This window comes from Rhizobium sp. CECT 9324 (genome assembly GCF_918741265.1).
Lineage (GTDB): Bacteria > Pseudomonadota > Alphaproteobacteria > Rhizobiales > Rhizobiaceae > Allorhizobium.
Genome location: NZ_CAKKMZ010000002.1, coordinates 477,218 through 493,729, shown reverse-complemented (window position 1 = coordinate 493,729; position 16,512 = coordinate 477,218). Strand labels below are relative to the sequence as shown.

Genomic DNA, 16,512 nt, shown 5'->3' with positions numbered 1-16,512 from the left:
AAAGCAACGTCATCCTGTCATTCGTACCGCAATTTCCGGCATCGCGTCTTCCTACCATGGTCTGAAGAAATCTCAGACCATGCGCCGAATCTTCGTTGGACCATGCTCCCTTTGAAAAACATGAGGTTCTGGCATCGTCGTAGGTGGGATGCCAGCTCCAGATGTCCATGGGGGACCAGGCGGCGCATCGGGTTCGAAACTTGGGAGGCGGGGCAAGGCCCCGGATATCAGATGGTTCAGCTGAACACTCACGACCTGGAATTCATTCTCAAGCAGATCAAGATCGCCGAGGCACATACCTCCGCCATCAACAATGGCGCCGACCCTGCTGAAGCGATTGCAGCGCTTGTGAACGCAGCCGGCGGTTTGCCGACCGGCGCGACCGGCGCGCAAGCGGCACTTGTTCCCTACGGTCTTCGCACCGTTGACGGCAGCTACAACAATTTCACACCCGACCGTGAGCTCCTTGGCGCATCCAGCCAGATCATGGACCGACTGCTAGATCCGGTCTTCAACAGCGCCGAGACGAATTTACGCAACGGTCAGCCGACCAGTTACGCGCAAACTTCCGGCGACGTCTATGACAGCCAGCCACGCGTCATTTCAAACCTCGTCGCTGATCAGACGCTAAACAATCCAGCTGCGATTGCTGCCGCACTTGCAGTTGGCGGACTTACCGGACAGGAGCTCTACGATGCGGTCAACGAGATCCGATTGGCATTCACCAGCAGCGACCCCAACCTGAGCGCCATTCTTGATGCGCATGGCATTGTGATGGATGGCACTAATGTCTCCGTTCCCAATGTCTCGGCCGACCTTGGTGACACCGCACCTTACAACAGCTTCTTCACGATTTTCGGCCAGTTCTTCGACCACGGCCTTGATCTGACCACCAAGGGTGGCAGCGGGACCGTCATCATTCCCCTGCAACCCGGCGACCCGCTCTATGTCGCAGGCAGCCCAACCAATTTTATGGTACTTACCCGTGCCACGAACCAGCCCGGCGTGGACGGCGTGCGTGGCACGGCTGATGATGTCCGTGAAAATGCCAACGAAACGACACCCTGGATCGACCTGAACCAGGTCTACACCTCCAATGCTTCGCATCAGGTCTTCCTGCGCGAATACAGCGACCTCGACGGCAAGCCCGTTTCATCCGGCCAGATGCTTGCCGGCTCCACCGGCGGCCCGCCGACCTGGGCTGATGTCAAGAACCAGGCACTCGAACTGCTTGGCATCGAGTTGAAAGACATCGACGTTCACAGCGTTCCGCTGCTGGTCACCGATCTCTACGGCGAATTCGTCCGTGGCGCCAATGGCTATCCGCAGGCGATGATCGCCGTCACCTTTACCTCCAGCACGGGCACAGTCCTCGGACGCACTGCATTTGCCATGGAGGGCCGAGCGACCGGCCTTCACCCATCCGAACTGACGCTCGCTGACCTGCCCGCCGGTGTCACTGTGCCCGCAGGCGCAAGTGTTTCGTTTGCCTTCGCCTCGGCCGGACGTGCGTTCCTCAACGACATCGCACACAATGCCGTACCCAAAGGGTTTATCGACCAGGATCGCAACCCGGGGACACCAATGGTTGAGGTGACCGCCGATACCGACGACGTAACCGGCAATGCCATTCAGCCCAATATGATGGGCTTTAACCTGACCTACGACAACGAGCTGCTAGACCGCCACTTCGTTGTCGGAGATGGCCGCGGCAATGAAAACATTGCGCTGACCTCCATCCATACGGTCTTTCACGGCGAGCACAATCGCCACGTGGATGAGATCAAGAAGACATTGCTGGAAAACGGTGACGTCACCTTCCTGAATGAATGGCTGCTTCAGGACGTGACCGCTGTGCCGACCGATCCTGCGGTAATCTCCGGCCTTGTCTGGGATGGCGAACGCCTGTTCCAGGCCGGCCGTTTCTCGACTGAAATGGTGTATCAGCACCTGGTTTTCGAGGAATTTGCCCGCGCCATCGCCCCGCAGGTCGATGCCTTCCTGTTCTCCAATACCGTCGATATCGATCCGGCCATCAGCCAGGAATTCGCCCAGGTTGTCTATCGCTTCGGCCACTCGATGCTGAACGAACATGTCGATATCTTCGGCATCGAAGGCAACGCAGCAGATCGCGACCAGATCGGCCTTATCCAGGCCTTCCTCAACCCGGTGATGTTCGACAGCTTCGGCCCCACAGCAGAAGATGCGGCCGGTGCAATCCTGCGCGGCATGGGACGTCAACGCGGCAACGAGATCGACGAATTCCTCACCGACGCCCTGCGCAACAATCTCGTCGGACTGCCTCTCGATCTGGCAGCACTCAACATGGCGCGCGCGCGAGAAACCGGCATTCCTTCGCTCAATGAAGCGCGCCGCCAGTTCTATGTGCAAACCAATGACACCTATCTGAAGCCTTACGAGAGCTGGACGGACTTCGCCCAGAACATCAAGAACCCGCTTTCGATCGTCAACTTCATCGCAGCTTACGGCACCCATCCTGCCATCACCGGCGCTGTCGGTGCCGAGGCCAAGCGCGATGCAGCCTGGCTGCTTGTCCTGGGTGACGGCAGTGACGTCGATGGCGTCGACATCAACGGTGTGAACTACACCAACCGTCTGGACTTCCTCAACGCCCGGGGCACTTATGCTGGCGGCGATCTTGGCGGTCTTAACAAGGTCGACTTCTGGATCGGCGGTCTTGCCGAGGCGAAGATGGCGTTCGGCGGCATGCTCGGCTCCACATTTACCTTCGTCTTCGAAAATCAGATCGAACGTCTGCAGGATGGTGACCGTTTCTACTACCTGAGCCGCACGCAGGGCCTCAATCTGCTCAACCAGTTGGAAGCCGACAGCTTCGCCGAACTGGTTCGCCGCAATACCGATACCGAACACAGCGAACTGCATATCAATGGTGCGGCGTTCCAGACCGCGGATTTCATCCTGGAAATGAACCAGGCGAAGCAGTGGAATGATGGCATCGGCGCTGCGGATCCGACAGGCGGTGACCCGGTGCTCGGCAGCATGCTTGGCGGCAGCGCGCTGGTTCAGCGCTTTGACCGTGACAATGACGGCGATATCGATGAAATCCGCTTCCTGGGCGGCCAGCATGTGGTTATTGGCGGAACGGCCGAAAACGACATCATCATTGGCGGCTCCGGCGACGACACGCTCTGGGGCGAAGGCGGCAACGACGACATCGAAGGCGGATTCGGGGTCGATCACATCTTCGGCGGTGCCGGTGATGACGTCATCACCGACAAGGGCTCCGATATCGGTGAATTCGACGTTATCCACGGCGACGCCGGCAATGACGTTATCAATCCGGGCATGGGGCTTGACCTCGTCTTCGGCGGCGCAGGCCAGGACTTCATCTTCGGCGGAGCCGAGGACAAGGACATCACGGCAGGAGCAGGTAACGACTTCATCCGTGGTGGCTCGGGTTTCGGCTTCCTCAAGGGCAATGAAGGCGACGACTGGATCGAGGGAAGTGACAGCTTCGACACGCTGGCCGGGGAAAACTCCGAACTGTTCTTCAACTCGACAATTATCGGCCACGACGTATTGAACGGTCGCGGCAACGACAATGACTACGACGCCGAAAGCGGCGACGACATCATGTTCCAGGGACCCGGAATCCAGCGCAACAACGGCATGGCCGGTTTCGACTGGGCCATCCACAAGGGCGACACGGCGGCTGCCGATAGCGATATGAACGTCGCGATCTTCACCAACCAGCAGGCCAACATCCTGCGCGACCGGTTCGACCTCGTCGAAGGTCTTTCCGGCTGGGATCATAGCGACAAACTGACCGGTCGCGATGTTGTCGTTGGCGGCTACGACCCAAATGGCAATGCTGCCCAGGTTGATCCGACTGCGCCGCTCGACTCCTTTTCCAACGCGCTGCTCGAAAAGAACGTTTCTCTGATCGACGGACTGGATGCGCTCGTTGCGCACCGCGCCCGCACCACGGTGACGGTGGCCGGCAGGACGGAAACCATCGTGATGGAAACCGCCGATGCCTCCGACATCCTGCTTGGCGGCGGTGGTTCCGACACCATCCGCGGCATGGGCGGCGACGACATCATCGACGGCGACAACTGGGTCAATGTCCGTATCGGCTTTGTCCATCAGGGCATTGCCTACACAGTCGATGGTCTCGACGACTTTGTCTGGCGGCTTTCCGACTACGTCGATGGCAAACCCGTCACCGGCGCCCTGCCCGCCTTCAGCGGACAGACGCTCGATCAGTTGATGTTCAACCGCACCGTCAATCCCGGCTCGCTCAACATCGTGCGTGAAATCGTCAATGGCGGCCACGATGGAGACATCGACACTGCTGTCTATTGGGATGCTTTCGAAAACTATGAGATCACCGCAAACAGCGATGGCAGCTTCACCGTCGCCCATATCAATCCGACGGTGGGCGCAATCGATCCGGCCACGGGCAAGAACCTTGAGGCAGACGGCATCGACCGCCTGTGGAATATTGAAAAGCTGCAGTTCGCCAACCGCACGGTATCGCTGATCGCACCGGAACTCGAGCTTAACGGCTACGATATCGTCAACCGCAACTGGGCCGACACGTTCAGCACCCGCAGCTACGGGAACAACAACGGGACCAATAGCAGCTTTAATGGCGTCTGGAGCGAGACCGGCGACGGTACTGCCAGTGCGACAGCTGGCAGCGTGCAGGTAACCAATGCCGGTAACTTGACCTTCGCGGCCGGCAATGCCGACAATGCAGCGGTGACCCGCGCGCTCAACCTCGAGGGCGCATCCTCCGCTGTCGTCAACTTCACCATCAGCGATGTCGGTGTAACTGCCTTCCTCGGCCTTCTGGACGATGAAGAAATTCTCTTCGAATTCGCTGCCGACGGCATAAACTTCAGCACTCTGCGGACGTTCGATGGCAACAATGGCGGCGGTATATCGGTGACGTTGCCAACCACCGTGCCGTTCACCAATGCCGCCGCCATCCGCTTCCGCGCCAACAATACCCTCGATAACGGCGAATCCTTCTCAATCGACAACGTCTCCATCAACGCGGTCTTCGAACTCCCGGCCAATCCGGCTTCCATCGACATCGAGACCACGTTCGCCGAAAATGGTGCAGCGACGGCCATCGCCTCGCAGCCGCGAATTACCGATGATGGCGAAACCCTGACATCGGCCAGCATCGTGCTGACCAATGCATTTGCCGGTGACCAGTTTGTCATCCCGGCTGCATTGACCGCACAGAATGCGGTGATTACGGCCACCACGCAGGTTATCGGCTCGACGATCGTCGTGACCCTCGAAGGCGTAGCATCGCTGGCAGCTTATCAGAACGCCATCCAGTCGATCAGCTATCGCAATACATCAGAAAACCCAGACACGACGCAGCGCGTAATCGAAGTGACGGTCAACGACGGATTGCTCTCGTCGAACGTGGCTGAGACCAGGGTCAATGTCACGGCCATCAACGATCTGCCCAATGCCAGCAATGACATTGTCATCACCAATATCCAGGGCAATTTCAACGTACCGGACTGGGCATTGCTGGCCAACGACGTGGATCCGGACGGAACGCTCTCGATCAGCGGCATGACCGAAAACTCGACCTCGTTCACGGTCGGGCGCGCCGGCGGCGTAACAACATTCGGCTACACCACAACACAAGGCCGGTCGGCCACCTATACAGCAACGGATGGCATCGCCAACGACACCGCATCGGTCTCAGTGAATTATGATGGCAACGACATCAATGGCGGCGGCAATTCTGAAATCATCGTCGGCGGTGTGGCGGCAAGCGCGATCAGTGCGGGCGGCGGGAATGACATCATCTTCAGCGGTGGTGGCAACGATACCGTGACGGGCGGTACGGGTGACGACATCATGGTCTGGAATGTCGGCGATGGCCGCGACCGGTTCAACGGCGAGACCAACAACAACGCCGGCGATACCGTCCGTATCGAAGGCGATGGCACAAATGAAGCTTTCGTCGTCTACAGCCGGGCCGCCGCTCTGGCCAACGGCATTACCGGCCTTGCTGGAACTACGGAAATCGTCATCACACGGAATGGACAAGTTGCTGTCGAACTCGACAATGTCGAGGAAATCGTCATCAACACCGGTGCTGGCGATGACAATGTCACCACGCTTGGCAACTTCAATGGAACTAGCCTGAACTTCAATACGATAACCATCAATGGCTCGGAAGGCGACGACACGGTCAATCTGAGTGGCATGGCATCGGCGCATCGCATCCTGTTCCGCTCGAATGGCGGCAACGATACGCTGATTGGAACGCTGCGTTCTCAGGATCGTATCGAAATCCCCGAAGGCGCCGATCCGGCCGATTATATCGAGACAGTGAATGCCAATGGCACCAAGACCCTGTCTAATGGCACGCACTCCATCACGTTTACCGGTCAGACCCCGACACTTTTGCCGATCGGTGCAAACGGCGACGACGATGACGGCAACAGTGGCAGCGAGCCGAGCGGTCCGTTTGCGCTGACCGCCAGGGACGTGGCTGGCATCACCAACCTCGTGCGTGGTTTGCCAGCCTTTGCCGACGATGATGATACCGACGGTGCCGTCGGTGTCCGCAGTCTGTCTGGGCAAGGCAATAATGATGGCAATGCAGGATTTGGCGCCGCCGATCAGCCATTCATTCGTCTGACCGAGGCACGCTATGGCGAAGGTGTTATCACCGACAGTACGGGTGCGATCATCAACAGAGCGCTGAATCCGATTTTTGATGGCCTGGATCCACGGCAGATCTCCAATGTCCTGGGTGAACAGGAGCTTGATCTTCCGAGCAATGCCAACAAGGCCAATACCTTCTTCATGGCATTCGGCCAGTATTTCGACCACGGCCTCGACTTCTTGCCCAAGGGCGGCGCCGGGCAGGTCGTCATCGACGGAGTGGATATACCGGGGCCGGCCGCGTCCAACTTCATCGACCTCACCCGTGGTTCGCTGGCCGAACCGTTGACATCGGCTGACGACATCCCGCAGCACATCAACAAGACCTCGGCCTATGTCGACCAGAACCAGGTTTACGGCTCCAACATGATCGTCGGCCAACTGCTGCGCGAAAGTGACGGCAATCACGGATATGGGTCGCGGATCCTGATGGGAGAGGACGACCCGTCGGCACCCGGCTTTGAGCTGATGTCCACCCTAAGAGAACTTCTCGACCACCACCGCGAGGCAGGTACCCTGTTTACCGGTCCCGGCCTACCAGCCGGCGGCATCACCATCGATGGCTACTATCCCACCCTGTGGAACAGCGCCACAAACAGCTATGACGGCGCGACAGTGCGTGCCCTTGCCGGCAACTTCATGGGCTCGGACCATGCCTTGTTGCTCGACACCAACCCGGTCATCAACCTGCTCGACCACTATGTCGGCGGCGATGGTCGCGCCAACGAAAACATCACGCTGACCTCGATGCACACGATCTGGGCTCGCAACCACAATTTCCATATCGACACATTGGTTGATGCGGGGTTTGCCGGCACGACAGAGGAACTGTTCCAGGCCGCGAAGATGGTCAACGAGGCGGAATACCAACGCGTCGTGTTCACCGAATTTGCCGATGCGCTGATCGGCGGTATCCAGGGCGATGGCGATCATGGTTTCGAAGCATACAACCCCGAGGCCACGGCAAGCATCAGCCACGAGTTTGCTGCTGCGGTCTTCCGCATCGGCCATTCGCTGATCGGCGACACGATCACAGTCAAGGGCGATGACGGACAGAACTACTCGGTCAATCTGTTCGACGCCTTCCTCAACCCGAGCAATGACGGGTTCACGCCGGAGCAGCTCGTTCAGCTGCAGGCGATCGGCTACGATCCGCAGCCCGGCTATGAGCAGCTTGGCACCGGCGCGATCCTTGCCGGCATCGTCGAGCAGCCCGCGGAAGAAGTCGATTTCAACGTTGTCGATGCGATCCGCAATGACCTGGTGCGCATTCGTGCCGACCTCTTTGCCTTCAACGTGGCCCGCGGTCGCGATGTGGGCCTCGGCACGCTCAACCAGGTCAAGGCAAGCCTTCAAACGTCGACAGACCCCTACGTCAAGTTCGCCGTCGACTTCCTGATTGCGAACGGCGGTTCGGTGAACCCTTACTCCAGCTGGCAGGATTTCCAGACTCGCAACGGCCTGACCGATATCGTCATTGCGCAGTTCATGGCGGCCTATCCCGACCTCGTCCTGCGTGCCGACCAGATTGCGGCCTTCAAGGCAATCAACGGCGAAATCGTTGCCGTCCAAGCCGACGGCTCGGGGCTCGTCAAGGGTATCGACCGCGTCGACCTCTGGGTCGGCGGTCTGGCCGAAGCCCATTTCAATGGCGGCATGGCAGGTTCGACCTTCTGGGCCATCCTGCACGAACAGTTCGACCGCCTCCAGGAAGCCGACCGCTTCTACTACAAGGAGCGCTTCGACAATTTCGATCTCTATGAGGACTTCATCGACGGTCAGAACTTCGTCGACATCGTTGAGCGCAATACCGGGCTCACCGGGCTGCCCGAAGACGTCTTCTCATCCGACCTCGAAGATGGAGCGGACGATGAGGGAGATGATGACGACCAGGATGACGACGACAACAACGATGACGGCGAAGACGACGATGATGGCGTCGACATTGGCGACGATGATGATGACAACGACGACGACGGCAATGGTGATGGTGATGATGATGATGACGCAGATGGGGAGGACAGCGACGGAGATGAGGATAGTGATGGAGACGATGACGGCGGCATAGTGACGCCTCCGGCAGCCATCGCTGCCCAGACACTCATCGGCACAGGCGCAAACGACATTCTTCAGGGCGCTGCCGGAAACGACGTCGCACTCGGTGGGGACGGAACCGATGTACTCTCCGGCGATGGTGGTGCCGACATTCTGCGCGGCGAAACCGGCGATGATGTCATTCTCGGCGGCGACGGCGAGGACGTGATTACAGGCGGTGCAGGTGCTGACGAAATCCATGCCGGTTCTGGCAAGGATGTAATCTTCGGCAGCGACGGTGACGATTTGATCTTCGCAGATGCCGGCGACGACATCATCGAGGGTGGCGCCGGGGCCGAACGGGTCTGGGCAGGAGCCGGAAACGACACCGTTCTCTCGACGGCAAACGACGGAAACGATGTTTATCACGGCGAAGACGGCATCGACACGCTGGACTACGCCGTCAACAGCAGCGGTCTGACCGTCGATCTCGGCAATGGCTTCATGGGTCGTGGTTCGGTCAGCGGCGGCTCGACCGGAAGTGATACTTTCTACGGCTTCGAGAACTTCATCGGCGGGTCGGGTCATGACGTGATCACCGCATCCAGTGCCGTCAACATCATGGATGGCGGCCTTGGCGACGACGTGTTCAAGTTCAACTCGGCTGCTGCCGCCAATGGCGACACGATCTACGGCTTCCAGGCCGGCGACCGTATCGACTTTTCAGGCACAGGCACGAACCTGCACCTGACCGCAGGTACGACCATGACTGGCATCGGCGACGTCACCGTCACACACGAGCTGCGCGACGGTGAGGAATTCACCGTCATCCGCGGCAATACCCAGGGCGACGACGGAGCCGATTTCGAGCTGGCATTGCACGGGCGTCACAACCTGACATCCAACGACTTCCTGGGCGTTGCCTGACGAAGTCTTGCATGAGGCGGTGGCCCGGCCAGTGACATGGCCGGGCAGACAAGGGCGAAGGGGCAAGATCATGAGCAAACAAACAAGCTACACCATCCGCGGCATTGGCAGTCTTCTCTGGTTCGTCTTCGGACTTTCGGGGATTATCAACATTCTGGCCCTGACCGGTGCATTCTACATGATGCAGGTCTATGACCGGGCGCTGACAAGCGGCAGCGTGCCGACCCTGCTCTGGCTGTCGGCGATCGCCATCGGCCTCTATCTGTTCCAGGGGCTTTTCGATATCATTCGCTCGCAGATCCTTGTGCGTTTTGCCGCCAATATCGATGCCAAGATTGCGCCGCTGGTGCACAAGGTGGTCATCGAGATGCCGCGTTTCGGCTACGCACCGGCGGAAGCAGCAGAACGCGGCCGGGACGTCGACACCGTCCGCGGCTTTTTGAGCGGCGCCGGTCCGGTCGCGCTGTTCGACCTGCCATGGATCCCGATCTATCTGATTTTCGTCTGGTTGCTTCATCCGGTGCTCGGCATGCTGACACTCGGCGGCGCGCTCTTCCTGTCCTGCCTGACGCTCGCTGCCGAACTGCTGTCTCGCCGCCATGCGCGCGACCTGGCACGCACGGCCGTCCAGCGCAATGTCGTCGCCGACAACCACCTGCGTAACGGCGATGTGCTGTATTCGATGGGCATGACGGAACGAGCGCTCGACCGCTTCGAAGCAGCCAATGTTCGCCATATCGATGCACAGACTGCGACATCCGACATTTCCGGGACCTTTGCCGGCATCTCCAAGGTGCTGCGCATGATGCTGCAATCCGCCATTCTCGGCGTCGGCGCCTATCTGACCATCAAGGGTGACATGTCCGCCGGCTCGATCATTGCCTCGTCGATCATCACAGGAAAGGCATTGGCGCCGGTTGATCAGGCGATCGCCCAGTGGAAGGGTGTGATGGCCGCGCGGCGCAGCTGGAGCCGGATCAAGGACACACTTGGCGTCCTCAATCGTCCCGACACCCGGTTCGATCTTCCGGCACCATCCGAGACACTGACTGTCGAAAACATCACAACCGTCGCGCCGACATCCGGCACAGTGCTCTTGACCGATATCAGCTTCCAGCTGAAAGCTGGTCAAGCGCTCGCGCTGATCGGCCCCAGTGGCGGCGGCAAGACGACCCTGGTGCGTTCGATCCTCGGCATATGGCCCGCGCTTCGCGGCGCAATCCGCGTGGACGGCGCTGACCTCAAGCAGTGGCCAACAGAGTTCTTCACCAGCAATATCGGCTACCTCCCACAGGATGTTTCCCTGATGGACGGAACGATCGCCGACAACATCTCGCGTTTCGACGATGATGCCAATGCTCGCAAGATCTTCCGGGCCGCAAAGACTGCCGGCATACACGACCTGATTGTGCGCATGCCGAGCGGATACCAGACGGATATTGGCGCAGCAGGGCAAGTGCTGTCGGCGGGGCAACGTCAGCGCGTGGCGCTCGCCCGGGCCCTCTATGACGAGCCCTTCCTCGTCGTTCTTGACGAGCCGAATTCCAATCTGGACGCAGAAGGCGAACAAGCGCTCGGCGAAGCGATCCTCAAGGTTCGTGAGCGCGGCGGCATCGTCATCCTGGTCGCGCATAGACCGAGCATCCTGCAATATGTCGACATGGTCGGTGTTGTCCAAGGCGGCAGACTGGTTTCGTTCGGACCCAAGGATGATGTCGTGAAGACACCGGCCAATGTCTCGACCCCACCGCGCTATGCCATGCCCCAACCTATGTCGATCGCAGCCGAGTAGACCTAAAAGCGGAGGAGGACGAGCAATGCTGATGGATCCGTTAGACAGGCATGAAAACCCGCTCGTGCTGGAACGAGAGCAGCCAGGCGCCTCCAAAGCCCCCGCAAGACGGTTTGAAAGTCGCGAGACGGTGGACAAGCCTTTGTTCTCCCATGCGTTCTTTGCGCTCCTCGCGATCGGTGTCGGCACATATCTGGGGCGGATGCAGGAAACCATCAATCCTGCACCGAACACAGAGGAGGACACCGACAAAAGCCAAGTGGCCGCCGACCAGCAAAACGAGAAGCTGGCCATGCTGGCCGCACCGGATGCAGGAGCCCTGGCCGAAGAGCTTGCCGCATTCTGGAAGAAATTCATCGACGACTACAGACAGGCCGACGGCATGACGCCGCGACTGGTGCGACAACACTTTTTGTCCTCAGATCTCCGCCCCATCGATTACACGAGCGACGACGGATATCGTGGCCAGACCAGCCGACCATTTCGCATCGACGACAGGGCGAATAGCTTCAACTTCTCTCCGCAAGACTTTGGCAAGCTCAAATTCGGCTTCCAGATGGCCGCCCAAAACGGGGCATCACCCGCCAGCGCCGGCGTGCCCGCTGGGAGCACACCCGAGGCCCCCGGCGCCAGCAAAGGATTGGACGGGACAGGTTCTGGCAACGGCAACAGTGACGGTGGCGGTGGCGGTGGCGGTGGCGCCGACAAGCTCAATCGGGCGCCGGTTTCAACAGGGCCACTCTATCTCGGGACGGGCCTTGCCAATCTGTCGATCCTGCTCACCTGGGCCGACCTCGCACGGGCGGCAACGGACCCGGATGGTGATCGTCTTGCCCTGTCGAACATCGAGACAGCGTCCGGAACGATCCGCGCCTACGGCACAGACGCCTGGATCTTCACACCGACCCGCGACATGGTTGGCCTGGTGTCCTTCCGCTATTCGATCAGCGACGGGCTGGGTAGCGTCACTGGCAGTGCCTGGTTGACGATCAACCAGCAACCCGAGCGAGAGATCGTCGGCACCGCTGGCGATGATGTCCTGGTCGGCACGCCGTCAAAAGACATCATTCTGGCTGGCGCCGGCGACGACATCGTCTACGGCCGTGAGGCCGACGATACGATCTTCGGCGATGACGGTGACGATCTTCTGCTTGGTGGTGATGGCGCTGACGTGATCCACGGTGGACACGGTAATGACCGCATCTTCGGCGGCAGCGGCAACGATGTCATCTTGGCCGGATCGGGCAACGACATCGTCTTTGGCGAGGATGGCCAGGATTCTGTACAGGGCGGCACGGGAGATGACATCTTGTCGGGTGGCGAGGGCAACGATCGCCTCTTCGGCGATGACGACAATGATGTGCTGTCGGGAGATGCCGGCGACGATGTTCTCGATGGAGGCACCGGCCATGACACGCTCGCCGGTGGCTCGGGCCATGACGCACTTCTCGGCGCGGACGGCGACGACGTCTTCGTTGCCGGGACCGCACCGGTGCTCTCGCATGACATGGCGTCCGCGATCAACGGCAGTGACAGCGCAACATCTGCCGAAAGCGATGGCGATGACACGATCTATGGCGGGGCCGGGATCGACACCTATGATGCGTCTGCTGCCCGCGACAGCGTCACCATCAACCTTACACAACACGAGGCGACCGGCCCCGAGATTGGCATGGACCGTGTCTTCGAAGTGGAAAACGCCACCGCCGGATCCGGCGCTGACGTTCTGGTTGGCGATCGGTCCGCCAACGTTCTGGTCGGCCGTGCCGGTGACGATGACATCACCGGCGGCGGCGGCAACGACCAATTGTCTGGCGGAACAGGCGACGATCTGTTCAGGGCCGCGGGTATTGGGTCCGAGACCAATTCAGGGCATGACGGTGACGACCAGATTGACGGCGGGGACGGTTGCGACACTTATGATGCGTCTCAGGCATCCAGTTCGGTCGACATCGATCTTGGTGCCGGTGTCGCAGAAGGCGACGATATCGGAACCGATGTTCTGGTCAACGTCGAAAATGCCACAGGCGGGAGTGGCAACGACCGTTTGAGCGCAAGCAATGCCGTCAACATTTTGATCGGCAATGATGGCGATGATGTCTTCGTCTTCAGCGCCGCTTCGCATCTTTCGAACTCCGGTAGCGGTCGCGATGAGATCCATGACTTCGAGATCGGCGACAAGATTGATTTCTCCAAGCTTGGCCGAGAGCTGGAACGGCTGCATTTCGCCGACGGCGATACGCTGGTGACGGAACTCGACGACAAGGACCATAAAACCCTGATCAAGCTGTTTCGCGAAATGACCGAGGATGGCGAGGACGTCCAGGTCGTCCAGCTCATCACCGATCTCGATGACGACGATCACTACGAACTCATCGTAATCAGCCACAACCCACTGAACAGCTCAGATTTCATCCTGACCGCATCCGGCCTTCCAGACGGGCAAGTCGCTTGACGGTCACGCGCATCAACCAGAATTGAGGGGGACTATTCCATGAGCAAGTCGGACAAGAACAAACCCGAACAGATCGATGTACGCGGAAACGGGATCAGGGGCCGCCTCGTCTCAGCGACCATGCTGTCTGCTTTTCTTGTTTTCGGCATCGGCGGATGGGCGGCGCAGGCCAAGCTTGCGGGCGCAGTGATCTCTCAAGGTGAAATCGTCATCGCAGGAGAAATCAAGCAGGTTCAGCATATCGACGGCGGCACAGTCGTCGAGATCCCGGTCAAGTCGGGCGATTTCGTGAAGCGCGGCGATGTGGTCCTCAGGCTCGACGAGACCCAAGCAAAGATCGAACTCGGCATTCTCGAGACACAGATCCAGCAGCTGGGCGCCATGCGGGCGCGCCTCGTCGCAGAGCGCGACGGGTACGATACATTTGACTTCAAAGGCAAGGCACTGCCGGCTGACGTCGAGCGTGAGGAACGCAAGATGCTGCTTGAAAACCGCAAGATGCGCGAAAACCAGCGAGGACAGTTGCGCATGCAGTCAGCCCAGCTGAAAAATCAGATCAGCGGCTTGAACGAGCAACGCAAGGCCAGCGAGGCCGAACAGGAATTGTTGACGGACGAAATCGAAATTCAGAACAGTCTGATCGAAAAGGGCCTGACGAAGACATCTGAACTGCGCGACCTCAGACGGCAGATGGTCAGGGTAAAGGGTACCATCGGCGATATCGAAGCGAAGATTGCCGAAGCACTGGCTGAAACCAGTGAGTTGGAAATCAAGCTGATATCAATCGACCAGAACACCCGCTCGGAAGTCCAGAAGGAAATCCTGACAGTCGACGCCCGGCTTGCCGAGCTTGAGCAGCGGGCGATTGCCGTTGCCCATCGTCTGGAGCGATCCACCGTTCGCGCACCCGAGACCGGTTTTATCTATGATCTTCAAGCTCACACGATTGGTGGCGTGGTCGCGCCTGGGCAAGCCATCATGTCCCTGGTGCCGGAACAGGGCGAGTTGCGAGTAGACGTCAAAGTTGCGCCAACCGACATCGATCGGGTCACCACCGAACAGCAGGCCCGCATGCGTTTCATTGCCTTCAATCAACAGACAACGCCGGAAATCCGCGGAGAGGTCGAATTTGTTGCCGCCGGCACATCGGTCGACAAGGCAACAGGTCTTCCGTTCTACAAGACGACTGTTTCGTTCGCTCGCAGCGGCCTCGGCAAACTTGCCGGCAAGCTTCAGCCCGGCATGCCGGTCGAAGTCTATATTGAGACGGACGAGAGAACGGTGGTATCCTACCTGACAAAGCCAATGCAGGACCAGATCATGCGCGCTTTCCGCGAGGAATAAAACAACGCCGAGCCACAACGTCTGCCGCACATTTACAGGATCGGCCAATATGCTGGCTGATCCTGTAAAGACAAGCATCCGAGACCGTTGAAGGCCGTTCTGATCGGTCGGGCACCGCTTAATCCTGAAATTTGACAATCTCCGGCGGTCCGCGCCGGTCGCATCATTGGCATCCTATCCCACCCCGTCTCGCAACTTGATTAAATCAATTTTCTTGATACAAATCGGAAATCCAGGTGGGAGGCCCGATGAGTAGCCGTTTTTTGATGATCACGCCGGAAGACGGCAAGGACGTACTGAAGTGCCTGGCGGCACCTGCCAGACTGGCCATCCTGGAACTCCTGCATGCCCGCGGAGCGCTGAACGTCAACGACATTGCCGACATCCTGAACCTGCCCCAGTCTACGACATCGACCCATGTCAACCAGATGGAAGAAGCCGGGCTCCTCCGCACGGAAGTCCAGAAGGCGCGCAAGGGAAGTCAGAAGATCTGCCATGCGGTGCATGACGAGATCATCCTGACCTTTGCCGGGCCTGTGAAGACGGCGGACGAAGCGATCGAAGTTGCGATGCCTGTCGGCCTGTACAGCGGCTACGACGTATTTGCGCCCTGCGGCATGTGCTCGCATGAGGGCATTATCGGTTACCTCGACAGTCCGGACACATTCCTGGCGCCCGACCGGATGAAGGCCGGCTTGCTGTGGTTCACGCGGGGATATGTCGACTATCAGTTCCCCAATAATGCGAGAATCAAGGGAGCGGAGGTCAAGGAACTCGAACTGTTGCTTGAACTATCCTCTGAGGTGCCTGGCACGTCCGATAACTGGCCCTCCGACATTACGCTGTCGATCAACGGCAAAGCGATTGCGACCTGGACCTCCCCCGGCGACTTCGGCGATCATCGAGGCAAATACACTCCGGATTGGTGGAAGCTGCGCGGCAGCCAGTACGGAGTGCTGAAGAGCTTTCGCGTGACACCGGCCGGCACCTTCATCGATGGCATGCGCGTCTCCGATACCTGTCTCGGCGACCTCGGCCTGCTCGATCATCGCTCGATCAGACTTCGCATCGAAATCCCCGAGAAAGCCGAACATCCCGGCGGAATCAATATCTTCGGACGTGGCTTCGGCAACTATGACCAGGACATCTTCCTGCGCCTGAAGACCTGATCTTTGGCAAAAAGGCGTTTGGCGCACGGCTGGGTTGACGCCGATACGATCCCGTGTATCTTATCAGACATAATGATATGTATCTGATTTACGGATACACA

General features: G+C 59.1%; 5 protein-coding genes. All 5 read left to right on the top strand.

The features are described from left to right. The first annotated feature begins 231 nt into the window (after positions 1–231). The 5 genes from LQ231_RS22200 to LQ231_RS22180 all read left to right on the top strand — a co-directional run bounded on the left by LQ231_RS22200 (position 232) and on the right by LQ231_RS22180 (position 16,411). Positions 232–9,651, top strand: coding sequence for a peroxidase family protein (locus tag LQ231_RS22200; RefSeq protein WP_230174017.1), 9,420 nt, complete (start codon positions 232–234; stop codon positions 9,649–9,651). Positions 9,652–9,721: 70 nt separating this feature from the next. Then, positions 9,722–11,443, top strand: coding sequence for a type I secretion system permease/ATPase (locus LQ231_RS22195; RefSeq protein WP_230174015.1), 1,722 nt, complete (start codon positions 9,722–9,724; stop codon positions 11,441–11,443). A 25-nt stretch (positions 11,444–11,468) separates the two neighbouring features. Continuing rightward, positions 11,469–13,898 (top strand): cadherin-like domain-containing protein, encoded by a 2,430-nt coding sequence (locus LQ231_RS22190; RefSeq protein WP_230174012.1) that lies wholly within the window; start codon positions 11,469–11,471, stop codon positions 13,896–13,898. Between the two features lie 39 nt (positions 13,899–13,937). Further along, positions 13,938–15,242, top strand: coding sequence for an HlyD family type I secretion periplasmic adaptor subunit (locus LQ231_RS22185; protein WP_230174010.1), 1,305 nt, complete (start codon positions 13,938–13,940; stop codon positions 15,240–15,242). A gap of 248 nt (positions 15,243–15,490) precedes the next feature. Continuing rightward, positions 15,491–16,411 carry a metalloregulator ArsR/SmtB family transcription factor gene (locus LQ231_RS22180; protein ID WP_230174007.1) on the top strand — a complete coding sequence of 307 codons (921 nt, stop codon included), beginning with the start codon at positions 15,491–15,493 and terminating at the stop codon, positions 16,409–16,411. The last annotated feature ends 101 nt before the right edge of the window (positions 16,412–16,512 follow it).

What these genes read in the sequence shown, in the direction of transcription:
- LQ231_RS22190 (WP_230174012.1), top strand. Translation starts at nt 11,469, where the DNA reads ATGCTGATGGATCCGTTAGACAGGCATGAAAACCCGCTCGTGCTGGAA.
- LQ231_RS22200 (WP_230174017.1), top strand. Translation starts at nt 232, where the DNA reads ATGGTTCAGCTGAACACTCACGACCTGGAATTCATTCTCAAGCAGATC.
- LQ231_RS22195 (WP_230174015.1), top strand. Translation starts at nt 9,722, where the DNA reads ATGAGCAAACAAACAAGCTACACCATCCGCGGCATTGGCAGTCTTCTC.
- LQ231_RS22180 (WP_230174007.1), top strand. Translation starts at nt 15,491, where the DNA reads ATGAGTAGCCGTTTTTTGATGATCACGCCGGAAGACGGCAAGGACGTA.
- LQ231_RS22185 (WP_230174010.1), top strand. Translation starts at nt 13,938, where the DNA reads ATGAGCAAGTCGGACAAGAACAAACCCGAACAGATCGATGTACGCGGA.